This window comes from Mesorhizobium sp. C416B (assembly GCF_030323165.1).
Taxonomy (GTDB): Bacteria; Pseudomonadota; Alphaproteobacteria; order Rhizobiales; family Rhizobiaceae; genus Mesorhizobium.
This window is the reverse complement of record NZ_CP100471.1, coordinates 3,059,291-3,082,393: the sequence shown is the minus strand read 5'-3', so window position 1 is coordinate 3,082,393 and position 23,103 is coordinate 3,059,291. Positions and strand designations below refer to the sequence as shown.

Genomic DNA, 23,103 nt, shown 5'->3' with positions numbered 1-23,103 from the left:
CGTACGTGTATCGGTCGGCTGGTTAAGACCGGTCTGTCGAAGTGGCCCGCATCGACGACAGGCCCAATCGCCCGGCGGCGGTGCCAACTTGAGGAAAACGTGAAATAAGGTCAGAAGAGGCCTTGGCATTCATCTAACGAGAACGGGCGTCGGCCCGATGAGGGACGAAATGAAGAACGCAGCCATTTCCGAGCGCAAGAACCAGTCGATCTCGCGCGGCGTCGGCATGACGACGCAGATCTATGCCGACCGCGCCGAGAATTCGGAGATCTGGGATGTAGAAGGCCGCCGATACATCGATTTCTCCTCCGGCATCGCCGTCGTCAACACCGGCCACCGCCATCCCAGGGTGATCGAGGCGGTCAAGGCACAGCTCGACCGCTTCACCCATACCTGCCACCAGGTCGTGCCCTATGAGAGCTATGTGCGGCTGGCCGAACGGCTGAACGGCATGCTGCCCGGCAAGTTCGAGAAGAAGACCATCTTCGTCACCACGGGCGCTGAAGCCGTCGAGAACGCCATCAAGATCGCCCGCAACGCCACTGGCCGCCAAGCCGTCATCGCCTTTGCCGGCGGCTTCCACGGCCGCACCTTCATGGGCATGGCGCTGACCGGCAAGGTCGTGCCCTACAAGGTCGGCTTCGGCGCCATGCCGGGCGACGTCTACCACGCGCCCTTCCCGGTGCCGCTGCATGGCGTGTCGGTTGCCGATTCGCTTGCCGCGCTCGACAGACTTTTCAAGGCCGATGTCGATCCGGCTCGCGTTGCCGCCATCATCATCGAGCCGGTCCAGGGCGAGGGCGGCTTCTACGACGCGCCGCGCGAATTCCTGACGGCGCTGCGCAAGCTCTGCGACCAGCACGGCATGCTGCTGATCGCCGATGAGGTGCAGACCGGCTTTGCCCGCACCGGCAAGATGTTCGCCATGGATCATCATGAGGTCGCGGCCGACATTACCACCATGGCGAAAAGCCTGGCCGGCGGCTTCCCGCTGGCGGCGGTCACCGGCCGCGCCGACATCATGGATGCGCCCGGTCCTGGCGGGCTCGGCGGCACCTATGGCGGCAGCCCGATCGGTGTCGCCGCAGCACACGCCGTGCTTGACGTCATCGAGGACGAAAAGCTGTGCGACCGCGCCAATACGCTGGGCGCCCGGCTGAAGCAGCGGCTGCAGTCGATCCGCGACGACGTGCCCGAGATTGTCGACATCAGGGGTCTCGGCTTCATGAACGCGGTCGAGTTCAACGACGTCAAGAAGGGCCTGCCGTCGGCCGAGATCGCCAATGCGATCCGGCTGAAGGCGCTCGACAAGGGGCTGATCCTGCTGACCTGCGGCGTCTACGGCAACGTCATCCGTTTCCTGGCTCCGATCACCATCCAGGACAATGTCATGAACGAGGCGCTCGACATTCTGGAAAGCTCGATCCGCGAAGTCTGCGCTGCCTAGCGCAAACCCTACCTCCCCCTTGTGGGCATAGGCGCTAAGATAGCTTTGGCATGGACTGAAATTTGCGCTTTCGTGGTGGTTCGCGCCAGCGATATCGCAAGGCATGGAGATTTTGGCGCAGGGCCGCCAAGGAAGGTTGAGTAAAGATGGTCGCGATCAGAGAGGCGACGATCTGGCGGGTTGCGCGCCACAGCAGCGGGCGCCCGTCGCTCAAGGGGGAGAGACACCCAACTCCTGCGAGAGGGGTTCGGTCACAAGCGCGATGAGGAAGTGTGCAAGGATCCAAGGCTTTGCGATCCTTGGGTCCTTGGCGGGAGGAGAGCGCAGCCCGATCAGGCTCTTCAGGCGCTTGAAGGCGAGTTCGATGCGCCAGCGCATGCGGTAGAGCTTGAGGACCGTATCGGCGGGAAACTCCTCCCGGTCAAGCGAGGTCACAAGCAGGACGAAGCCGGCCGCAATCAGCGTCTGCGGTTGAACCTTGTTGCCCTTGGCCCTGGCTTCCTTGTTGATTTTGCGCCGCGCTTCTTGTGCCGCGGCCTCGGATTTGCGCAAGGCGATCAGGCGCATATTCACAGGCTCGCCCTTCTTGAGTGCCAGCCGGGCAGGCGTTTCGCAGACTTCCTCCCGGCAGTTCTCCAGGTAGCCGATGAGATCGAACGCCCTGCCGTTGGCGTCGAGCCATCGCGCGTTTTTCCACGACGCGCGCACAACAACATCGCCGCCTTGCGCCATCACCTTTGCGATCCGCTCGGCCTGCAGATAGGCGCGGTCACCGATGCGGATCTCGCCCGCCACCACCGGCACGCGGTCGATCAACTCGGCCTCGCTCTGGTCGGTGATCTCGATGAAGTCGAACTGCTCGCGCTCAAGCTCGAAGGCGCAGTGCATGCGCCAAAGACCATTGTTCTTCTTCTCATACGCACCGGCCTTGGCAACCGCTGTCGCATCGAGGATGCGGATCAGCCGGCCTTTGGCCAAACCTGCATCCTCGCGCTTCAAAAGGTGCCCAATCAACTGCTGCAGCCATGGTCCTGCATTGCGCAGCCGGCCAAGCAACGCCACGTCCGAAATGTCGGCAATCCCGCTCGCCGCCGCCCAGGCCACGACGCCCCGCATGCCAACCTTGCCAAGGCAGTAAGCCAGTGTCAGGCGCAACAGGTCGCTCGCCGACCTGACGCCGCGCGGGCGCAGGAACGCCTTCGTCTCGCGGGCGCTCTGCGTGAGCAAATCTTCGCCGCCGAGAAGCTCAATCGTCTCGGCCCAGCCGTCATCAACAAGCGATTCGTGTGTCATCGCAGTGTAGAATCACACCCGATTCCGCAGGGCAATACCTATCTTAGCGCCTATGCCCTTGTGGGGAGGTCGGACCGCAGGTCCGGGTGGGGGGCCTCGCGCCGACCCCAACCCCGCTGCTTCGCAGCGACCCTCCCCACAAGGGGGAGGGTAAGTGCGTCTAGCCCGCAGCCCGTGCCGGCTCATCCTGCTGGAACGCTGCCAGTGCAGCCTTCAGCCCGTCAGGTCCCTCAGCAATCGTCTGCGCCATCGGCGAAAACCCGGCCCCGAGCATCTTGCGGCCCAGCATATGGTCGCCCGGCCTGTTGACGGATTCGATGCCGAGCAGCCGGCTTCCAGCATAGTGGTAGATCGAGAACTTGTTCTCAGCGAGGTCGCCCAGCACGACATGGCTGTCGCCGCCCGAGGTCAGCCCGACCATCTGCAGTTTCATGTCGCCGATGTCAGACCAGAACCACGGCACCGCCGCATAGGCGTCCGTATGGCCGGTGATCGTGCGTGCGGCAAGCCGCGCCTGGTCGGTGGCGTTCTGCACTGATTCCAGCCGCACGTCGCCGCCGGTCGACCAGTGGCGGTAGGAAGCGGCGTCGCCGATGGCCAGAATATCAGGCACTGAGGTGCGCATCTGTTGGTCGACGCGGATGCCACTGGCGACAGTCAGTCCGGCAGCCTGAGCAAGTTCGACATTCGGCACGGCGCCGATGCCGACGATGACCATGCGCGCGGGCAGCCTTTCGCCGGTGGAGGTGATGGCGGCGCAGACATGGCCGTTTTCGCCTTCCAACCTGGCAATGGTGGTGCCGGTGAGGATACGCACGCCGATCGCCTCCAGCCGTTGACGGACATGGCTCGCCACCACCGGCGCCACGGCGCGGCCAAGCAGCCGGTCGACAGCCTCGACCAGGGTGACGTTGCGGCCGGCGGCCCTCAGCGTAGCCGCGATCTCCAGCCCGATGAAGCCGCCGCCGAGGATGACCACGTCTTCGCTTTGGGCGCTGAGCTGGCGGATCAGCCGCGCATCGGCGATCGAGCGCAGCGACAGCACGCCCGAGAGGTCGGCGCCCGGCAGCGGCAGGAGCCGCGGCCGCGAACCGGTGGCCAGGATGAGCCGGTCGAACGGCAGCACGCCGCCGCCTGCTATGTCCAGCTTGCGGCCTGCCGTATCGATGCTGTCGATTCGGACGCCCGGCCTGAAGTCGATGGCGCTGCCGGTGTAAAAGGCCTCGCCGCGCAAGGGTTGCGGCTTGGCATCGGCGTCCTTGATGAAGGTCTTCGACAGCGGTGGCTTGTGATAGGGCAGATCGGTTTCGTCGCCGATCAGGATGACAGGCCCGTCATAGCCTTCCTCGCGCAGGCTGGCGGCCGCTTGCACGCCCGCATGACCCGCACCGACAATGACGACCCCGTTCTTCATCGCAACCCGAATTCCTGTTTCAAATCTGGAGCATGATGCCGAAAAGTGTGAAGCGGTTTTCGGACGACATCATGTTTTGATTGTGAGCCGTTCCGCCAGATGGCGATTGTCTGCCGCCGTCGCAAGAGCCCCGGTCCGGGTCGCACCCGGAACGGTCGCTTGTCAATCGCGGCGTCTCTCACCTTGGCTGCTGGCTATACGACTGAAAGTTGACAGTCCCAGTTTAGAATAATTCTAAACTGTTGTTTCAATTGAATTTTCTAGGGTTGACCAGTTGACTTCCGGCCTCGCCATCGTTTTATGGAGGCTCGCGCGTCAGCGCACCCCTTTGATGTTTGGGCCTTGAACCCGTTCGATTGGAGGCATTTGGTGTCTTTCTTCCGTGAGCCGCGCAACGGCGCGGCACGGCATGCCTATGTCCCGGCACCGTTTGGCACGCGCGCCTTTTACCGAATCCCCTTTGAACTGGAGACTGATGATGACAGCGCGATATGGCGGCAGACTGGCTGCGATCGGTGCCACGGCTATGTTGACGGCGGCGGTTTTCATCCTGCCGGCCAAGGCGGCGGAGATCGATGCCAAGGCGGTCATCAAGACCTATTCCGACATCGCGCTGGCCAAGTACGAGGATTCGCTGACCACGGCGCAGGCGCTCGACAAGGCTGTCGACGCGCTGCTTGCCAACCCGTCGGCGGACACGCTGAATGCCGCCCGCGATGCCTGGAAGGCGTCGCGCGTGCCCTACCAGCAGACCGAGGTCTACCGCTTCGGCAACAAGATCGTCGACGACTGGGAAGGCAAGGTGAACTCCTGGCCGCTCGACGAAGGCCTGATCGACTACGTCGCCAAGAGCTACGGCACCGAGTCCGACGCCAACGCGCTCTACACCGCCAATGTCATCGCCAACAAGGACATCGAGATCGACGGCAAGAAGGTCGACGCCTCGAAGCTTTCGCCGGAGTTCCTCGCCGGCACGCTGCAGGAGGCCGGCGGCATCGAGGCCAATGTCGCCACCGGTTATCACGCCATCGAATTCCTGCTCTGGGGCCAGGATTTGCACGGCACCGGCCCGGGCGCCGGCGAGCGTCCGTACACCGACTACGACCTCAAGAACTGCACCGGCGGCAATTGCGATCGCCGGGCCGAGTATCTGAAGTCGGCCAGCGATCTTCTGGTCTCCGACCTGCAGGAGATGGTCGGCAACTGGAAGGAAGACGGCGCCGCCCGCAAGAACCTCGTCGATGGCCAGCCGAACACCGCTATCTCGGTGATCTTCAACGGCATGGGCTCGCTGTCCTACGGCGAACTGGCCGGGGAGCGCATGAAACTCGGCCTGCTGCTGCACGATCCCGAAGAGGAGCACGACTGCTTCTCGGATAATACCTACAACTCGCATCTCTATGACGCTATCGGCATCCGCGCCGCCTATCTCGCCAGCTACACGCGCATCGACGGCACCGTCGTTTCAGGCCCGTCGGTGCACGATATGGTCAAGGCGGCCGATCCGGCGATCGACAAGGAACTGTCCGACAAGCTCGATGTCTCGGTCGCCAAGATGGAGGCGATCAAGGCGCGGGAAGTGGCCGGCGAGGCCTACGACCAGCAGATCGCCGAGGGCAACACCGAAGGCAATGCTACCGTGCAGGCGGCAATCGACGCGCTGGTCGACCAGACCAAGTCGATCGAACGCGCCGTCGGCGCGCTGAACCTGAACAACATAGCCTTCGAGGGGTCCGACAGCCTCGACGCACCGGACAAGGTGTTCAAGTAGCACCCCAACCAACTACCAGCCAAACGGCGCGGAGGGGCGCCGTCAGCCAGAGCCAATCCATGCTGATCTGCCATTGCAACATCATCACCGAAAAGGAGATTGAGCAGACGATCGTCGATCTGCTGGATCAGGACCCCTGGCAACTGATCGTGCCGGCGAAGGTCTATCACACGATGCAAAAGCGCGGTCGCTGTTGCGGCTGCTTCCCAAATGTGGTCGAAACGATCATTCGGGTCACCGAAAATTACCACACCCGTTCGGAGGCGAGCGGCGTGGACATCGTTTCACACCTGGATCGCGTCAGAGGCCTGCGCGTCCAATATGGGAGCAGAATCCATGAAAGGCGAACCGCAGATCATCGAGCGGCTTAACGAGGCTCTGTTCCTGGAGCTTGGCGCCGTCAATCAATACTGGGTGCATTTCCGCCTGCTCGAAGATTGGGGATATGCCAAGCTGGCAAAGAAGGAACGCGCCGAATCGATCGAGGAGATGCACCATGCCGACCGGCTGGTGGCCCGTATCATCTTCCTCGAAGGGCATCCCAATTTGCAGTCCGTGGCGCCGTTGCGCATCGGCCAGAACGTCAAGGAAGTGCTCGAATCCGATCTCGCCGGCGAATATGACGCACGCACCGCCTACAAGCGTTCGCGCGAGATCTGCAACGAAGCCGGCGACTACGTGACGATGAAGCTGTTCGAGGAATTGCTGGCGGATGAGGAAGGTCACATCGACTTCCTCGAGACGCAGCTCGACCTCCTTGCCTCGATCGGCGAGGAAAAATACGGCCAGCTCAACGCCGCATCGGCGGACGAGGCGGAATAGGACCATGCAGGAATGCGGCGCCCCATAGATATTCTGCGCCGCTTGCGGCGGGCCGCCGGCCCGCTGCTCCTCAAAAACCCGCGATATCAGGCCTTTCGCGGGCTTTCGGTTGTAACCCTGGCGGCAATTTTGGCCCCGGCCCTGGCCGGATCGTCGGAACCGGTCGGCCTCGCCACAAGCCGCACCGACCTGACGCCGAAGGACCAGGCCCGCGTCCTTGCAGTTACCAGGCCAACCCAGGATTTCTCCAAGCCCGAATCCTTCGAAACGATGCAAGGCGGCGCCGGCACGTCGCGCAAGCAGGTCGACCGCGACGCCTTCTCGCAACCCTCTGAAAACATTACCTTCGAGGAACAGGGCAATTTCAAGCTCGGCAATGCGCTTTTCCGCAAGAACTGGGTGTCGTCGCCATCCTCGACCCAGGCCTCGGACGGTCTCGGACCCCTGTTCAACGAGCGCGCCTGCCAGAATTGCCATTTGAAGGATGGCCGCGGCCGCCCGCCGGCCGCCGACAGCCGCACCACGTCGATGTTCCTGCGGCTAGCGCGCGATGCGAGCACGGCCGAGGAAAAGACCGAGATCGCCGCGCACAAGGTGCTGAACTTCCCCGATCCGGTCTACGGCGCGCAGTTGCAGGGACTGGCGGTGCCCGGCCTCAAGGGCGAAGGCCGCATGTATGTCGACTATCGCGAGGAAAAGGTCACGCTCGGCGACGGCAGCCTGGTTTGGCTGCGCAAGCCGAGCTATTCGGTCGACGGGCTTGGCTACGGCCCGCTTGACCCGCGCACCACGCTGTCGCCGCGCCTGACGCCGCCAATGATCGGCCTTGGCCTGATCGAGCAGATCGCGCCGGCCGACCTCCTTGCCCATGCCGATCCCGACGACCGCGACGGCATTTCCGGCAAGCCCAACATGGTGCGTGACCTCAGCAGTGGGCAACTGACGCTTGGCCGCTTCGGTTGGAAGGCCCAGACCGCGTCGATCCGCCAGCAGGCGGCGGACGCCTTTGCCGGCGACATCGGCATTTCGACGCCGGAAGAGCCCAGTCACTGGGGCGATTGCACCGCAGCCGAAGAGGCCTGTTTGGCCATGCCCAATGGCGTGCAGAAGCGGCTCGGCCCGGTCGAGGCGCCACCACCGGTGATGGACCTCGTCACCTTCTATTCGCAGAACCTTGCGGTGCCGGCGCGGCGCGATGTCGGCGCACCCGCCGTGCTCGCCGGCAAGAAGCTGTTCTACGAGATGGGCTGCATTGCCTGTCATACGCCGAAATTCGTCACCATGCGCGGGAACAAGGCGCAGGCGTTCCAACTGATCTGGCCCTATTCCGACTTTCTGCTGCACGACATGGGGCCTGGCCTTGCCGACGGCCAGGCGGTGGGCGATGCCACGGGCAGTGAATGGCGCACCCCGCCGCTATGGGGCATCGGCCTGACAAAGACCGTCAACGGCAACGCTTTCTTCCTGCATGACGGGCGTGCGCGCACGCTTGCCGAAGCGATCCTGTGGCATGGTGGCGAGGGGCAGAAAGCGCGCGATCGCTTCGCCGCCGCCAATACGGCCGACCGCGATGCTCTCATCAAATTCCTGGAGTCATTCTGATGCTCAAGCGGGTTTTGCCTGTTCTACTCCTCCCATTGGCTCTGTTCGGTGCGTCCCCGGCATCGGCCTCGGTGAAAGCCTCCGACGTGATCCAAAGAGCGATCGACGGCTTTGTCCGCCCCGCCTATGCCAGCCTGCATGGCCATGCCGGCACCTTGGCGAAGGCCATGGACGCGCTCTGCCAGGCGCCGTCGCAGGGTAACCTCGATGCCGCGCATGCCGGATTCTCGGCCACGGTCGCAGCCTGGTCGTCGGCTGAAATCATCGGCTTCGGGCCAATCAAGGAGAACAACCGGCTGGAGCGCATGCTCTACTGGCCGGACCGAAAGAGCATCGGCCTGAAGCAGGTGCAGGCGGCGCTGGCCGGCAAGGATCCGACCGCCACCGATCCGGCGCAGCTGGCGGGCAAGAGTGTCGCGATGCAGGGATTAGGGGCGCTTGAGTTCGTGCTTTACGGCGACGGCGCCGAGACGCTCGTCGGCAAGGACGAGCCCTATCGCTGCGCCTATGGCGCGGCGATCGCCAAGAATATCGAGACCATGGCGGCCGATGTCGACGCCGCCTGGAAAAAACCGGACGGTTTTGCAGGCCTGTGGGCCAATCCCGGACCCGACAATGCGCTTTACCGCGACGGCACTGAAGCGGTGACCGAATTGGTCGGCGTGTTCATCAATGAACTCGAAATGGTGCGCGACGTGCGCCTCAAAGGTTTTCTCGGCGCCAAACCGCAGGGTGACAAGCCGAGGCAAGCGATCTACTGGCGCTCGCAAAACACCGGCCTTTCATTAGCCGGCAACCTCTCCGGCATTGATGCGCTGTTCCAGGCCTCCAAGCTCGGCGACGCGCTGCCCGAGGATAGCAGATGGATGGCGGAATCCATCCATATCCAGCTCATCAATGGCGTTGCCACTGCCAAATCCATCCAGGGTCGGATCGACAAGACGCTCGCCGATCCCGCGGAGCGCGGAAAACTCGAACATTTCGCGCTGATCACCTCCAGCCTGTCGGGCTTGATCGGCACCCGGCTAACCGCCGAGTTCGGCCTGACCGCCGGCTTTTCGTCACTGGACGGGGACTGACCAATGGTTGCGACACGCACGCCGCTGATGGACCGCCGCGATTTTCTCAGAGCTGCCGGCGCCGGCTTCGTCGCGTCAATGGCGCCGCGGGCCTGGGCGGACACGCTTGCCGCCGATGCCGTCTTTGCCACCGCCTTCGTCAAGCGCGACGGCAGCTTTGGCGCCGCTGTGTTGTCGGAAGCCGGAAAAGTATTGCATGCGATCGACCTGCCCGACCGTGGCCACGACGTCACCTTCGATCCGGTCTCGAAGCGCTCCGTGGTCTTCGCCCGGCAACCCGGCACCTTCGCCGTGGTCTTCGACCATGCCGGCCGCGAGCCGCCGCTGACCATCGCCAGCATCACCGGTCGGCATTTCTTCGGCCACGGTGTGTTTTCCACCGACGGCGCGCTGCTTTACGTCACCGAAAACAATTTCGACAATGCCGCCGGCGTCGTCGGGATCTACGACGCACGGGCCAAGTTCAGCCGCATCGGCGAGTTTCCGACCTATGGCATGGGGCCGCATGAGCTCTTGCTGCTCGGAGACGGCCGGACGATCGCCATCGCCAATGGCGGCATCGAGACCCATCCCGACTATGGCCGCGCCGAGCTCAACATCGCCACCATGAAGCCGTCCTATGTGCTGGTCGATCGCACAACCGGCGATCTCATCGAAAAGCACGAACTGCCGCCGGCTCTGCACCAGCTGTCGATTCGCCACATGGATGCCGACCCCACAGGCACCATCTGGTTCGGCTGCCAGTACCGCGGGCCGGGCACCGAGCGGCCACCGCTGGTCGGCCGCGCCACGCGCGGCAAGGGGCTGCAGCTGCTCGACATGCCGCAGGACGTGCTATCCGGCTTCCGGAATTACATCGGCTCGGTCGCCGCCAACCCGATTGCCGGCACGGTCGCGGTGTCTTCGCCGGAAGGCAATTCGCTGGCCGTCATCGACGCCGCCAGCGGCAAGATCGTCGCCACCAAGGCGCTGGTCGAGGTCTGCGGCCTGGCGCCCGACGGCCCGGGCTTCATGGCAACCACGGGTGCCGGCGAAATCATCGAAGGCAGCGGCGCGACGCGCTCCGAGCCCGACTATGTCTGGGACAACCACATGCTGCGCATCGCGCCGGCGGCGTAAGCCGTCCGGCCTGCACCGAAGCGAAGCCGCTTAACAATTTACGCGCTGGCTCTTGCGGCGGCGCGCCGTGGCGGGCAGAGGGAGACTGTTTTTCGAACCGGTCGCCCATGAAACTGCTCGCCATCGACTGTGCCGCCAATCTCTGCGCCGCTTGCGTCTATGACGCATCGGGCGACAGAGAGCTCGGCCGCTCGGTACTCGATCTCGGCAAAGGCCACGCCGAACACTTGATGGCTGTCATTGACGAAGCGTTGAAAGCGGACGGCACCGATTATGCCGGCCTTGGCGCCGTTGCGGTCTCCATCGGTCCGGGTTCCTTCACCGGCCTGCGGGTGGGCGTCTCGGCGGCGCGCGGCCTGGCGCTGGCGCTGAAGATCCCGGCGATCGGGGTAACGACACTGGAGGCGCTGGCGGCCGAGGCGAGGGCGGCATTTCCCGGCCGCCCGATCCTGGCGGCTCTCGATGCAGGCCGCGAGGAGATCCATGCGGCGTTTTACGATGCGGAAGCGATTTTGCGCTATGGTCCGGCTGTGACCACACTTGCCCAAGCCGCGGGAATGGCGGCGGACAATCGTCCGGTGCTTGCCGGCACGGCCGCCGTGCAGATCGCAGCCGCGGCCGGTCGCGATTTCGATATCGGCCCGACGGCTGCCACCGCCGACATTGCCGTCTACGCCCGGCTCGCCGCTGCAAAAGGTGAGGGCGACAAGCCGAAGCCACTCTATCTGCGCGGCGCCGATGCCAAGGCGCAGGCCGGGTTCATCCTGTTGAGGCAGGAAAAGTGATGCGCATCCCTTTCCTCCAGCCGCGCCGCAGGGACTATGCGCTCGAGCCGCTGACCATCGCCGACAGCCCGGCAGCGTCGGTGCTGCACCGCGAGGATTTCGTCCGGCCCTGGACCGATGGCGAGTTCGCCGCGTTGCTCGAACAGGAAACCGTGTTCGGCTATGCCGCGCGCGAAATCGGCCAGGGCGCCAAGCCGCCGGTCGGCTTCGTGCTGGCCAGGCTTGCAGCCGGCGAGGGCGAGATTCTGACCGTGGCGGTGGCGCGCTCGCATCGCCGCCAGGGGCTCGGCTGGCAGTTGATGGACGCCGTGCTGCGCGAACTGCATGCGCAGCGCGCCGAGGCGCTGTTCCTTGAGGTCGACGAGACCAATGTCGCTGCCATCGCCCTCTACCGGCGGCTGGGCTTCCGCCAGGTCGGCCACCGCGCCAATTATTACCGCTCGACCGAACATGGTCCTACCGGCGCGCTTGTCATGCGCCGCGATCTTCGCTAGCCAAAGTTTTGGGGCAGGGCCAAGCTGCATGATCGGAAAAATCAGGATTTTCCTGGCGCTGAGCCTCGTTGTCATCGGTTCGCTGGTCCTTGTGCCTTTGCAGCTGCTGTCGATGAAGACTGGAATCTGGCGCGAGACGGTCATTCTGAAGGCCTGGCACAGCCTCATCGTCCGGACGCTCGGCCTGCGCATCCATGTCAAAGGTGCGCTGTCCAGCCAGCGCCCGCTGCTGGTCGCCTCGAACCATATCTCCTGGACCGACATCATGGTGCTGGGCTCCTTTGCCGATGTGACCTTCATCGCTCGGGCGGACATGGAGGGATGGCCGCTGATCGGCTGGCTGTCGAAATTGCAGCGTACGGTCTTCATCGAACGCGAGCGTAAGCGGACAGCTGGCGACCAGGCCAGCGAGATCGCCAGCCGCATGGCCAAGGGCGACGCTATGGTGCTATTTGCCGAGGGCTCTACCGGCGACGGCAACACCATCCTGCCGTTCAAGAGCACCTTGTTCGGCGCCGCCTCGATGGCGATTTCGGAAGGCGCGGCCGAGCAGGTCTTCATCCAGCCGCTGGCGATTGCCTACACGCGGGTGCACGGCGTGCCTCTCGGCCGTCGCCACCGGCCGCTCGCTGCCTGGATCGGCGATCAGGACCTGATGCCGCATCTCAAGGTGCTGATGGCCGAAGGCGCCATTGACGTCGAGGTGCATTTCGGCGAGCCCATCGCCTTTTCCAAGGGCTCGAACCGCAAGGAAACGTCGAGGATGATGGAAAGCAAGGTGCGCGCCATGATGCAGGCCGCGCTCGCCGATCCCCGACCGAGCCGCTAGCGCAGGCCGAGCGCCTACAGGCCGATGCCCGAGAATCGTCTGTTTTTTGTCACGGAAAGGCGTTAGAAGCCGCCGGATGGATTTGAACACGATAGAGCGGAACGAAACCGACAGCGCCTCGCAAAGCGCTGCTGCGGCGTCCGCCCCGGCCAAAAAGGTCTTCGTCAAGACCTATGGCTGCCAGATGAATGTCTATGACTCACAGCGCATGACCGATGCGCTGGCCGCCGACGGCTACACCGCGACCGATGTCATCGCCGACGCCGACCTGGTGCTGCTCAACACCTGCCATATCAGGGAGAAGGCGGCGGAAAAGGTCTATTCTGAGCTCGGCCGCATCCGCGACATGAAGGCTGAACGCGCAGCAGTTGGGCGCGAAATGCTGATCGGCGTCGCCGGTTGCGTCGCGCAGGCCGAAGGCCCGGAAATCATCCGCCGTTCGCCTGCTGTCGATCTGGTCATCGGCCCGCAGACCTATCACCGGCTGCCCGATGTGCTGGCCCGGGTGCGTGGCGGCGAAAAGATCGTCGAGACCGAATACGCCATCGAGGACAAGTTCGAGCATCTGCCGCAGCCGAAGCGTGCCGAAATGATCAAGCGCGGCGTCACCGCCTTCCTCACGGTACAGGAAGGCTGCGACAAATTCTGCACCTTCTGCGTCGTGCCCTATACCAGGGGCTCGGAAGTGTCGCGGCCGGTGGCGCAGATCGTCGCCGAAGCCGAGCGGCTGGCCGATGCCGGTGTGCGCGAGGTGACGCTGCTGGGGCAGAACGTCAATGCATGGCACGGCAAGGGTGAGGATGGCATGGAATGGGGGCTTGGTCGCCTGCTGTTCCGGCTGGCCGAAATTCCTGGCCTGGCGCGGCTGCGCTACACCACCAGCCATCCGCGCGACATGGACGACGAATTGATCGCTGCCCATCGCGATCTCCCGGCTTTGATGCCTTATCTGCACCTGCCGGTGCAATCCGGGTCAGACCGCATCCTCAAGGCGATGAACCGCAGGCACACGGCCAAGGACTATCTGGCGCTGCTCGAGCGCATCCGCGCTGCGCGCGGCGACATCGCGCTGTCCGGTGACTTCATCGTCGGCTTCCCCGGCGAAACCGAGGCGGATTTCGAGGCGACGATGGGTCTGGTGCGCCAGGTGAACTACGCCTCGGCCTTCTCGTTCAAATATTCGCCGCGTCCCGGCACGCCGGGCGCCGATATGCCCGATCACGTGCCGGAAGCGGTCAAGGATGAACGTTTGCAACAGCTGCAGGCATTGTTGCTCAAGCAGCAGCAGGATTTCGGCCTGGGCCTGGTCGGCAGCACCATCGACACGCTGATCGAGAAGCCCGGCCGTCAGGCCGGCCAGAAGGTCGGCCGCTCGCCCTGGCTGCAGCCGGTTATTGTTGATGAAAAGGCCGGCGAAATCGGTGACATTATCCGGGTGCGAATCACGAAGACGGGCTACAATAGCCTGTTCGCCGAGTTGGCTTGATGGCCTCGGCAGATGAGGAGAGACGGTTGAGCGCTGCTGAAGTGAAGACTCTGCCCCAGAACCAGACGTCCGGGGCCTCTGACATGGCGCACATCGTTCTGACTTTCGACAACAACAAGCTTGCCAGCGCCCTGTACGGCCAGTTCGACGAGAACCTGGCCCGGCTCGAGCAGAAGCTCGGCGTCGACATCCGCTCGCGCGGCAACCAGCTCACCATCAAGGGCTCGGCCTCGGCGGCCGAGCAGGCGCGCCGCGCGCTCGACAATCTCTACGGCATTCTCCAGAAGGGCACCGATATTGGCCAGTCCGACGTCGATGGCGCCGTGCGCATGGCGATTGCCGCCGACGACCAGCTGACGCTGCCGACGCTGGAACGCAAGGGCAAGGTTTCGGCCGCCCAGATCTCCACCCGCAAGAAGACGATCTATGCCCGTTCGCTCAACCAGGACGCCTATATGCGGGCGCTGGAGCGTTCGGAACTTGTCTTCGGCATTGGCCCCGCCGGCACCGGCAAGACCTATCTGGCGGTGGCGCATGCGGCGATGCTGCTCGAACGCGGCATGGTCGAGCGCATCATCCTGTCACGCCCAGCGGTCGAGGCCGGCGAGCGGCTGGGTTTTCTGCCCGGCGATATGAAGGAAAAGGTCGATCCGTACCTGCGGCCCCTCTATGACGCGCTCTACGACATGATGCCGGCCGACAAGGTCGAACGTGCTATCGCTGCCGAGGTCATCGAAATCGCGCCGCTGGCCTTCATGCGCGGCCGCACGCTGGCGCATGCCGCCGTCATCCTCGACGAGGCGCAGAACACCACGCCGATGCAGATGAAGATGTTTTTGACCCGCCTCGGCGAGAATTCGCGCATGATCGTCACCGGCGATCCGACGCAGATCGATCTGCCTCCAAGCACCAAGTCGGGCCTCGTCGAAGCCTTGCGTGTCCTTGACGGCGTGGCCGGCGCGGTAACCGTGCGCTTCAACGATGTCGACGTTGTGCGCCACCCGCTGGTGGCCGAAATCGTCAGGGCCTATGACCGCGACGCCAAGCTGGCACGCGGCCTCGGCGCCGAGAGCTGATGTGACGATGCGGGCTCATGCCTGAAGACATAAGACCTGGCGGCGGGGACAGTTCGGTTCCCGTCGAGATCGATATGTCGGTCGAGGCCGGCGACTGGCCCGATGAGGCGGCGCTGACGCGTCTGGTCGATCGCGCCGTGTCGGCTGCCTTTGCCGAAACCGCTGCTGCCGGTCCTTCCGAACTCAGCATCGTCTTTTCCAACGATGCCCATATCCGTACCCTCAATGCCGGCTGGCGCGGCAAGGACAAGGCGACCAACGTCTTGTCTTTCCCGGCTTTTCCGTTCCCCAGGGGTGGCAAGCTGCCGCCCATGCTGGGTGACATCGTGCTGGCCGCCGAGACGGTGGCGCGCGAAGCCGCCCTGGAAGACAAGCCCTTCGAGAACCATATCACCCATCTCGTCGTCCACGGCCTGCTGCATTTGCTGGGCTACGATCACGAGACCGATGCAGAGGCCGAGGAGATGGAAGCCATCGAGCGCTCGGCGCTCGCAAGGCTTGCCATTCCCGATCCCTACACGTAATGACAAAAGACCAATTGACCGGACGACGATGAACGACAAACCAGAAACTGCCGCCCGCCCCGAGGCTGGCAGTGCGACAAAGCCTTCCGATACGACGGAAGAGGGATCGAGTCCGAGTCCCAGTTCCGGCAGCCCTGCTTCTGGTAGCATTGCCAGCGAGCCATCGCCTGCCGGTCCGTCCCTGTTCGACCGCGTCTTGGGCCTTTTCAGGCAGCGGAACGGCACCAGCCTGCGCGAGGAAATCGCCGGCGCGCTTGCCGAAACGACCAGCGATGCCGGGTCTTTCTCGCCTGGCGAACGCGCCATGCTCAACAACATATTGCGCCTGCGCGAGGTACGCGTCGAGGACGTCATGGTGCCGCGCGCCGATATTGAGGCCGTCGAGATCACCACGACGTTGGGCGATCTGCTCGGTCTGTTCGAGCAGTCCGGCCATTCCCGCATGCCGGTCTATTCCGAGACGCTCGACGATCCGCGCGGCATGGTTCACATCCGCGACGTGCTGGCCCACATCACCAAGGTTGCCCGCGTCAAGAAGGGCAGAACATCCAGGAAGACGCCGGCAACGACGCTTCTCGACCTCGCCCAGGTCGATCTCGGCCGCACCATCGGCGACCTCAATCTGATCCGCCCGGTGCTTTTCGTGCCGCCATCGATGCTTGCCTCCGACCTGATGGGCCATATGCAGACGACGCGAACCCAGATGGCGCTGGTCATCGACGAATATGGCGGCACCGATGGTCTCGCCTCGCTGGAAGACATCGTCGAGATGGTCGTCGGCGATATCGAGGACGAGCATGACGAGGACGAGCCGCTGATCACCCAGACCGGCGAGGGCGTATTCGTCGTCGACGGCAAGGCCGAGATCGACGAGGTCGCCAAGATGATCGGCGAGGACTTTACCGCCGGCGAGCATGGCGAGTATGTCGACACGATCGGCGGCATGATCTTCAACACGCTGGGCCGCGTGCCCGCGCGTGGTGAGGTTGTGCAAGCCATCCCCGGCTTCGAATTCCACGTGCTCGACGCCGATCCGCGCCGCGTCAAGCGGGTGCGCATCGTCCAGAACCAGAAGGGCGAGCGTCGCCGCCGCGCTACCGCTCGCACTGAGCAGGCCTAGAGCAGAACGTCGCTCGGTACATGACGATCGACGATCCCTTCAAGCACTCAACCTTTGGCTCCGGTGTCTTCTACAAGGACCCGCGAGCCGCATTGAAATGGCTCGAAACGGCCTTCGGCTTCGAGCCGAGCATGGTGGTCAGCGATGCCGACGGACGGCTGGTCCATGCCGAAATGCGTTTTGGCGATGGCTATATCATCGTCGATTCCGAATGGGCCGATCATATTGCCAGTCCGGTAAGCGTCGGCGGCAAGAACACTCAGTCGGTCTGTGTGCGTCTGAAAGACGGCCTGGACGTGCATTGTGAGCGGGCAATGGCGGCTGGAGCCCAAATCGTCGAGGAGCCTGCCGACCATTTCTACGGCGAACGGCAGTATCGGGCGCGCGACCCCGAAGGCCACTCTGGACCTTCTCCCAGACCTTGCGCACCGTGCCGCGCGAGGAGGCCGAGCAACTGAGCGGGCTAACCATCGAGGGATGGCACCGATAGCGCAGCGATCGGCCGGTTCGCGTTTCAATAAATCTGATAAATCTTGGCTCTTGATTCGCGCGACCTGGGAAGTCTGTATGGAGCGCCTTGCCGGCCGGATAATTCTGCTTTGGGGCTGGCGGCGCGCGCTGGTGGCGTTTCTTGCCGGGGCGCTGGCGGTGCTCGCCCAGGCGCCTTACGATTTCTTCGCCGTCTGTTTCGTCTCGTTTCCACTGCTGGTCTGGCTGCTCGACGGCGCCACCGGCGAGGCTTCCGACGGCTGGCTCAGGCGCCTGCGGCCGGCCTTTGCCATTGGCTGGTGGTTCGGCTTCGGCTATTTCCTCGCCGGCCTGTGGTGGATCGGTGAGGCGCTTCTGGTCGAGGCCGACAGTTTCGCCTGGGCCTTACCCTTCGCGGTCGTCGGCATTCCTTTGGCGCTGGCATTTTTCTACGGCTTCGCCACCGTCGTCGCGCGGCTGTTATGGACCAACGACATTGGCCGCATTGCCGCCCTTGCCTTTGCTTTTGGCCTGACGGAATGGCTGCGCGGCTTCCTGTTCACCGGCTTTCCCTGGAATGCCGTCGGGTATGCGGCGATGCCCGTGCCGCTGTTGATGCAAAGCGTGTCGGTGACCGGCATGGTCGGCATGAACGCGCTGGCGGTCTTTGTCTTCGCCATGCCGGCCTTGCTTGCAGCACGCCGGCATGTCCGTCTCGGTGTGGTCCTGCTTGCCATTCTCGTCGCCGCCCATGCCGGCTTCGGCTATGTCAGGCTCGCGACCCCCGACAAGCCGGCAACCCGCACTCTCGATGTCCGTATCGTGCAACCGGATGTCGACCTCAGCGAAAAATGGGACGCCTCGGTGCGCGACCGCATCTTCGCCACGATGATGGGCCTGTCGGCCGCAGCGCCCGATCCCGGTCATGACAAACCGCAACTTATCCTGTGGCCGGAGACCTCGGTACCGTTCCTGTTCACCGAGCGTCCGGACGCGCTGACCGCGCTCGGCGACATGCTGCAGCCTGGTCAGATGCTGATTGCCGGCGTCGTGCGCGAGGAGCGCGGATCCGGGGCGGATGCCGACAGCCGCTACTACAATTCGGTGGTGGCGATCGACGACAAGGGTGAAATCGCTGATGCCGTCGACAAGGTCCATCTGGTGCCGTTCGGCGAGTATCTGCCGTTTTCCGGTCTGCTCAGCCGCTTCGGCATCGGACAGTTCGTCGCCGGGCCGATGAACTTCGCCGCCGGCAACGAGCGCCATCCGATCGCTCTGCCCGGCGGCATCAGCGCCTTGCCGTTTATTTGCTACGAGGTGATCTTTCCTGATCTGGTGGCTGTTGACGCAACGTCATCCCAGCTTATTGTAAACGTCACCAACGACGCATGGTTCGGCGACACGCCCGGGCCGTACCAGCATTTCAGGCAGGCTCAGATTCGCGCGGTGGAAAACGGATTGCCGCTGTTGCGCGCCGCCAACAACGGCATTTCCGCCGTTGTCGATACGCGCGGACGCATCGTCGACGCATTGGCGGTCGATGCACGTGGCGCCATCGACGTGCGGGTGCCGATCTCCGGCCAAGCCTTCATCTCCGCCGCGGGGCGGCGCATTAACGGAATGCTGATCATGTTGGTGTTTGCCGCAATCGCCCTCAGCTTGAACGTAAGGCAACGGCTACGGGTGAATTGACAGTCGACACATTAGAAACTCATACTGTTACCGCCTAATTTTCTCGAAGTCGGTTGGTGTTTCTGTTGGGGCAGTTGGCTCCGGCTTCGTTTGGGCGAGAAAAATAGAAAAGGCCGGAAAAATTCGGCGAGGAAAAAATGACAGAAGAAAACAAGAAGAAACCGAATCCGATCGACATCCATGTCGGAAGTCGCGTCCGCCTTCGGCGCAATATGCTTGGAATGAGCCAGGAAAAGCTCGGTGAAAATCTCGGTATTACGTTCCAGCAGATCCAAAAATATGAAAAAGGAACGAACCGCGTCGGCGCCAGCCGTCTGCAGGCAATAGCCTCGATACTCAGCGTGCCTGTCGCCTTCTTTTTCGAGGATGCGCCAGGGCAGGAGCCGGTGGGTAATAGAGGATTTGCCGAGGACACTTCGATGGCTTTCGCCGTCGAATTCTGCGGCAGTCCGGAAGGGCTTCAGCTCAACCGCGCGTTCGTCAAGATCGCGGATGTGAAGGTGCGCCGCCGGATTATCGACCTTGTGAAGTCCCTTTCTGCCGAAGATGCCGAGTGATTCGGTGGGTCGATTGACCCATTGGCCCCAGTAATCCCCCGGGCCCGAGTAGCCCAGGGGCTCGACTGCCGGCGGAGCCAAGCCGCCGGTGGTACAAGATATATTGCTGCGACACTCATGCCAGAACCGCGGCACCGCTTGACGAGCGGCGCCCGGCACCGTTAACACGTGGCGCGCCAAAATCGGCAGCCCTGCCGATCGTTTTTTCAAGAGGGGACACCCGTGACGCGGCAGAACTACTTCTTCACCTCGGAATCCGTGGCCGAGGGTCATCCCGATAAAGTCTGTGACCGCATCTCGGACGAGATCGTAGATCTGGTCTATCGCGAGGCCAAGAAGACCGGCATGGACCCATGGAAAGTCCGCGTCGCCTGCGAGACGCTCGCAACCACCAACCGCGTCGTCATCGCCGGCGAAGTAAGGGTTCCCGATACTCTGCTGAAGCGGGACAAAGCCGGCAACATCCTCAAGGACGCCGCCGGGCATTCGGTCGTCAACCCGGCCAAGTTCAAGTCGGTCGCCCGCAAGGCGATCCGCGAAATCGGCTACGAGCAGGCCGGCTTCCACTGGAAGACGGCAAAGATCGAGGTTCTGCTGCACGGCCAGTCGCCCGACATCGGCCAGGGAGTCGACAACGCCGCCGACCGCCAGGGCGAAGAGGGTGCCGGCGACCAGGGCATCATGTTCGGCTATGCATGCCGCGAGACCCCGGACCTGATGCCGGCGCCGATCTATTACAGCCACAAGATTCTCGAACTGCTCGCCGCTGCCCGTCACGAAAACAACGGCGAAGCCGGCAAGCTCGGGCCTGACGCCAAGAGCCAGGTCACCGTTCGCTATGTCGATGGCAAGGCCGCCGAAGCGACTCAGATCGTGCTATCGACGCAGCATCTCGACGCGACCTGGGATTCCAAGAAGGTCCGCAAGGTCGTTGAGCCTTACATCCGTGAGGCGCTCGGCGACCTCAAGATCGCCGACGATTGCATGTGGTACATCAACCCGACCGGCAAGTTCGTCATCGGTGGGCCGGACGGCGACGCCGGCCTGACCGGCCGCAAGATCATCGTCGACACCTACGGTGGTGCTGCCCCGCACGGCGGCGGCGCCTTCTCCGGCAAGGACACCACCAAGGTCGACCGCTCCGCCGCCTACGCGGCGCGCTATCTCGCCAAAAATGTGGTGGCGGCCAAGCTCGCCGACCGCTGCACCATCCAGCTGTCCTACGCCATCGGCGTTGCTCAGCCGCTGTCGGTCTATGTCGACCTGCACGGCACCGGCAAGGTCGACGAGGCCAAGCTCGAGGAAGCGCTGCGCACGGTGATGGATTTGTCGCCATCCGGCATCCGCAGGCATCTCGACCTCAACAAGCCGATCTACGCAAAGACCTCGTCCTACGGCCATTTCGGCCGCAAGGCCGGCCGAGACGGGTCCTTCTCCTGGGAAAAGACCGATCTGGCCAAGGCGCTCAAGGACGCGATCGCTGCTTAGGCATGATTCCAAAAAGTGGGTACCGGTTTTTTGGAAAAGATCGTGCTCCAACAAAGGATTAGATTGAGATGAGATTTCAGCCAAATCTCATCTCAATCCCAAATCTCATCTCAATCTAAGCGCGGCGCGCGACCAGGCCATGGATCCACAGGACAGGCGGAGCCGCGCGACCGAAGGGTTCTTCGGCCGCCGGCACGGCAAGACCATTCGCCCGCAGCAGGCGGCGGCGCTGGAAAGCGGTCTTGGGGCCTATGGCCTCGACCTCTCCGTCCAGGCGCCGGCAGAATTGCGCGCGCTATTCTCAGCGGATGTTTCAACGGTTCGGCTGGAAATCGGCTTCGGCGGCGGTGAGCATCTGCTGCACCGTGCCACGGAGGCACCGGCGACCGGCTTCATCGGTGTCGAGCCGTTCGTCAACGGCATGGCCAAGCTGATGATGGCGGTGCGGGAAAAGCCGCTTGCCAATCTTCGCGTTTATGATGACGACGCCACGCGCCTGCTCGATTGGTTGCCGCAGGCGTCGCTCGACGGCATCGATCTGCTCTACCCCGATCCCTGGCCGAAGAAAAAGCACTGGAAGCGGCGTTTCGTCAGCCCGCTCAACCTCGATCGGTTCGCGCGCGTGCTGAAGCCGGGCGGAAAATTCCGCTTCGCATCCGACATCGACACCTATGTGAACTGGACCTTGTTGCACTGTCGGGCGCATGGCGCGCTCCTCTGGCAGGCGCAAGGTGGGGCCGACTGGCATCGGCCCTATGAAGGCTGGCCGGGCACACGCTACGAGGCGAAAGCCATTCGCGAGGGCCGACGGCCGGCCTATCTCACCTTCATCAGAAAATAGTTCGATGCGGGAAAGTGTCCCGCATCAACAGCCGGTCTGGCTTCAGAAACGGCCGATCTTGCCGAAAGCGGTCGGGTCCATGCCGAGCCGGCGCAGATCGTTGGCGCGCGGCTTGCGGCCGGCTTCGACGGCCCGCGAGGCGGCAACGGCGCTGCCGAACAGGGCAAAGGCGTCGCCTATGGCGGAAAACACGGTACGGTTGCTCATTGTCTTGACCTTTCGCGCGCCACCGCGCGCTCATCTTTGATTTGTGCAGTGCAACATAGATAGGGATGTGAAATCCGGGATCACAGGGCCGTTACCGCATAGCCGGCATGCGCCGCGCGCAATCCTGCCAGCCGTCCCCGGCTGCACTCTGCCCGGCCCGTCAACAGACTTGAAACACCGGCCGGGATCGTCTATATCAGCCTCAAATTCTTGGTCGGTATGACGAAGAGTGGGTCCACCCGGTCCCGCTCTTTTTTATTACCTGCCGGTCAGCTATCAGCAAAGAGATGGTTCGGGACGACGATCATCCTGATCCAGAGAACGACAGGAACCGCATGACTGCAACGGCAAGCGAAGCCGACGACCGCATCATCCGCGAAAGCGGTGTCGATGCGCGCATCGCGCTGATCGTTCAGCCGGTGTTGCGAGGCATTGGCTTCCGCCTCGTGCGGGTGCATCTGTCGGGCCAGAACGGCCTGACGCTGCAGATCATGGCCGAACGCGAGGACGGCACCATGACCGTCGAGGATTGCGAAGAGGTCAGCCGCGCTGTGTCGCCGGCGCTCGACGTCGATGACCCGATCGAGAAGGCCTATCATCTCGAAGTGTCGTCGCCGGGCATCGACCGGCCGCTGGTACGCAAGTCGGATTTCGTCACCTGGACCGGCCATCTGGTGAAGATGGAAACCTCGGTGCCGGTCGCCGACCGCAAGCGCTTCAAGGGCAAGATCGCCGAAGCCGGCGAAGACGACATGCTGCTCGAGCGCGACAAGGCCGCCTACGGCGAAGAGCCGACGGTTCGCATTCCTTATGACGCGATCGCCGATGTGCGGCTGATCCTCACCGACGACCTTATTCGCGATGCCCTTTCGAAGGACAACCGGGAACGCAAGGAAGCCAAGAAACGCCGCGGCGAAGCTGATGATGCACCCGAAGGTGCTGAAGGCGGCGCGGAAGACGAAATCGAACAGGAACTATGATGAGCGGCC

General features: G+C 63.4%; 22 protein-coding genes and 1 pseudogene. 20 read left to right on the top strand and 3 right to left on the bottom strand.

The genetic code is table 11. The features are described from left to right. Positions 1–169: 169 nt before the first annotated feature. A complete protein-coding gene (locus tag NLY43_RS15050; RefSeq protein WP_023692593.1) occupies positions 170–1,447 on the top strand; it encodes a 4-aminobutyrate--2-oxoglutarate transaminase in 1,278 nt (425 codons plus the stop codon). 210 nt (positions 1,448–1,657) lie between these two features. Here the strand turns inward: NLY43_RS15050 and NLY43_RS15045 are convergent, their stop codons facing one another. Both NLY43_RS15045 and NLY43_RS15040 read right to left on the bottom strand, forming a co-directional pair. Then, positions 1,658–2,740: a transposase gene (locus NLY43_RS15045; protein WP_286458476.1), complete on the bottom strand. Its 1,083-nt coding sequence runs from the start codon at positions 2,738–2,740 to the stop codon at positions 1,658–1,660. Positions 2,741–2,900: 160 nt separating this feature from the next. Further along, a complete protein-coding gene (locus tag NLY43_RS15040; protein WP_023711442.1) occupies positions 2,901–4,154 on the bottom strand; it encodes an NAD(P)/FAD-dependent oxidoreductase in 1,254 nt (417 codons plus the stop codon). Between the two features lie 478 nt (positions 4,155–4,632). Between NLY43_RS15040 and NLY43_RS15035 the strand changes: the two genes are divergently transcribed. The 18 genes and pseudogenes from NLY43_RS15035 to trmB all read left to right on the top strand — a co-directional run bounded on the left by NLY43_RS15035 (position 4,633) and on the right by trmB (position 21,907). Beyond that, positions 4,633–5,925, top strand: a complete 1,293-nt coding sequence (locus NLY43_RS15035) for an imelysin family protein (RefSeq protein WP_023692591.1) — start codon at positions 4,633–4,635, stop codon at positions 5,923–5,925. Positions 5,926–5,984: 59 nt separating this feature from the next. Beyond that, entirely contained in the window at positions 5,985–6,296 is a 312-nt protein-coding gene (locus tag NLY43_RS15030; protein WP_023669536.1) for a (2Fe-2S)-binding protein, read from the top strand. Further along, positions 6,262–6,747, top strand: a complete 486-nt coding sequence (bfr, locus tag NLY43_RS15025) for a bacterioferritin (protein WP_023669537.1) — start codon at positions 6,262–6,264, stop codon at positions 6,745–6,747. Before NLY43_RS15030 ends, bfr begins: the two co-directional genes overlap by 35 nt. Before the next feature lie 12 nt (positions 6,748–6,759). Next, positions 6,760–8,349 carry a di-heme oxidoreductase family protein gene (locus tag NLY43_RS15020; RefSeq protein ID WP_023703488.1) on the top strand — a complete coding sequence of 530 codons (1,590 nt, stop codon included), beginning with the start codon at positions 6,760–6,762 and terminating at the stop codon, positions 8,347–8,349. Next, positions 8,349–9,428 (top strand): imelysin family protein, encoded by a 1,080-nt coding sequence (locus NLY43_RS15015; RefSeq protein ID WP_023682016.1) that lies wholly within the window; start codon positions 8,349–8,351, stop codon positions 9,426–9,428. The genes NLY43_RS15020 and NLY43_RS15015 overlap by 1 nt, the downstream gene beginning before the upstream one ends. Positions 9,429–9,431: 3 nt before the next feature. Further along, positions 9,432–10,547: a DUF1513 domain-containing protein gene (locus tag NLY43_RS15010; RefSeq protein WP_023669540.1), complete on the top strand. Its 1,116-nt coding sequence runs from the start codon at positions 9,432–9,434 to the stop codon at positions 10,545–10,547. 107 nt (positions 10,548–10,654) lie between these two features. Then, positions 10,655–11,332 (top strand): tRNA (adenosine(37)-N6)-threonylcarbamoyltransferase complex dimerization subunit type 1 TsaB, encoded by a 678-nt coding sequence (tsaB, locus tag NLY43_RS15005; protein WP_023711441.1) that lies wholly within the window; start codon positions 10,655–10,657, stop codon positions 11,330–11,332. Next, the gene (gene rimI / locus NLY43_RS15000) at positions 11,332–11,826 is read left to right on the top strand and encodes a ribosomal protein S18-alanine N-acetyltransferase (RefSeq protein WP_023669542.1); all 495 of its coding nucleotides are present in this window, start codon (positions 11,332–11,334) and stop codon (positions 11,824–11,826) included. The genes tsaB and rimI overlap by 1 nt, the downstream gene beginning before the upstream one ends. Before the next feature lie 28 nt (positions 11,827–11,854). Beyond that, positions 11,855–12,655 (top strand): lyso-ornithine lipid O-acyltransferase, encoded by an 801-nt coding sequence (gene olsA, locus NLY43_RS14995; RefSeq protein WP_023669543.1) that lies wholly within the window; start codon positions 11,855–11,857, stop codon positions 12,653–12,655. A 76-nt stretch (positions 12,656–12,731) separates the two neighbouring features. Beyond that, positions 12,732–14,141, top strand: coding sequence for a tRNA (N6-isopentenyl adenosine(37)-C2)-methylthiotransferase MiaB (miaB, locus tag NLY43_RS14990; protein WP_023669544.1), 1,410 nt, complete (start codon positions 12,732–12,734; stop codon positions 14,139–14,141). A gap of 83 nt (positions 14,142–14,224) precedes the next feature. Then, on the top strand, positions 14,225–15,217 hold the full coding sequence (locus NLY43_RS14985; RefSeq protein WP_027049340.1) for a PhoH family protein: 993 nt from the start codon (positions 14,225–14,227) through the stop codon (positions 15,215–15,217). Between the two features lie 17 nt (positions 15,218–15,234). Beyond that, positions 15,235–15,741, top strand: coding sequence for an rRNA maturation RNase YbeY (ybeY, locus tag NLY43_RS14980; RefSeq protein ID WP_023711440.1), 507 nt, complete (start codon positions 15,235–15,237; stop codon positions 15,739–15,741). A gap of 28 nt (positions 15,742–15,769) precedes the next feature. Then, complete coding sequence (locus tag NLY43_RS14975; protein ID WP_023711439.1) at positions 15,770–16,861, top strand: hemolysin family protein; 1,092 nt, start codon at positions 15,770–15,772, stop codon at positions 16,859–16,861. A 20-nt stretch (positions 16,862–16,881) separates the two neighbouring features. Beyond that, positions 16,882–17,351: pseudogene (locus NLY43_RS14970) on the top strand (VOC family protein). A 77-nt stretch (positions 17,352–17,428) separates the two neighbouring features. Then, positions 17,429–19,021 carry an apolipoprotein N-acyltransferase gene (lnt, locus tag NLY43_RS14965; protein WP_023713467.1) on the top strand — a complete coding sequence of 531 codons (1,593 nt, stop codon included), beginning with the start codon at positions 17,429–17,431 and terminating at the stop codon, positions 19,019–19,021. Between the two features lie 137 nt (positions 19,022–19,158). Further along, on the top strand, positions 19,159–19,578 hold the full coding sequence (locus NLY43_RS14960; protein ID WP_023669550.1) for a helix-turn-helix domain-containing protein: 420 nt from the start codon (positions 19,159–19,161) through the stop codon (positions 19,576–19,578). 222 nt (positions 19,579–19,800) lie between these two features. After that, complete coding sequence (gene metK, locus NLY43_RS14955) at positions 19,801–21,066, top strand: methionine adenosyltransferase (RefSeq protein ID WP_023669551.1); 1,266 nt, start codon at positions 19,801–19,803, stop codon at positions 21,064–21,066. A gap of 139 nt (positions 21,067–21,205) precedes the next feature. Beyond that, on the top strand, positions 21,206–21,907 hold the full coding sequence (trmB, locus tag NLY43_RS14950) for a tRNA (guanine(46)-N(7))-methyltransferase TrmB (RefSeq protein ID WP_023688742.1): 702 nt from the start codon (positions 21,206–21,208) through the stop codon (positions 21,905–21,907). A 42-nt stretch (positions 21,908–21,949) separates the two neighbouring features. Here the strand turns inward: trmB and NLY43_RS14945 are convergent, their stop codons facing one another. Continuing rightward, positions 21,950–22,114 (bottom strand): hypothetical protein, encoded by a 165-nt coding sequence (locus NLY43_RS14945; protein WP_023669553.1) that lies wholly within the window; start codon positions 22,112–22,114, stop codon positions 21,950–21,952. Between the two features lie 335 nt (positions 22,115–22,449). Between NLY43_RS14945 and rimP the strand changes: the two genes are divergently transcribed. Continuing rightward, the gene (rimP, locus tag NLY43_RS14940; protein ID WP_023711437.1) at positions 22,450–23,094 is read left to right on the top strand and encodes a ribosome maturation factor RimP; all 645 of its coding nucleotides are present in this window, start codon (positions 22,450–22,452) and stop codon (positions 23,092–23,094) included. The last annotated feature ends 9 nt before the right edge of the window (positions 23,095–23,103 follow it).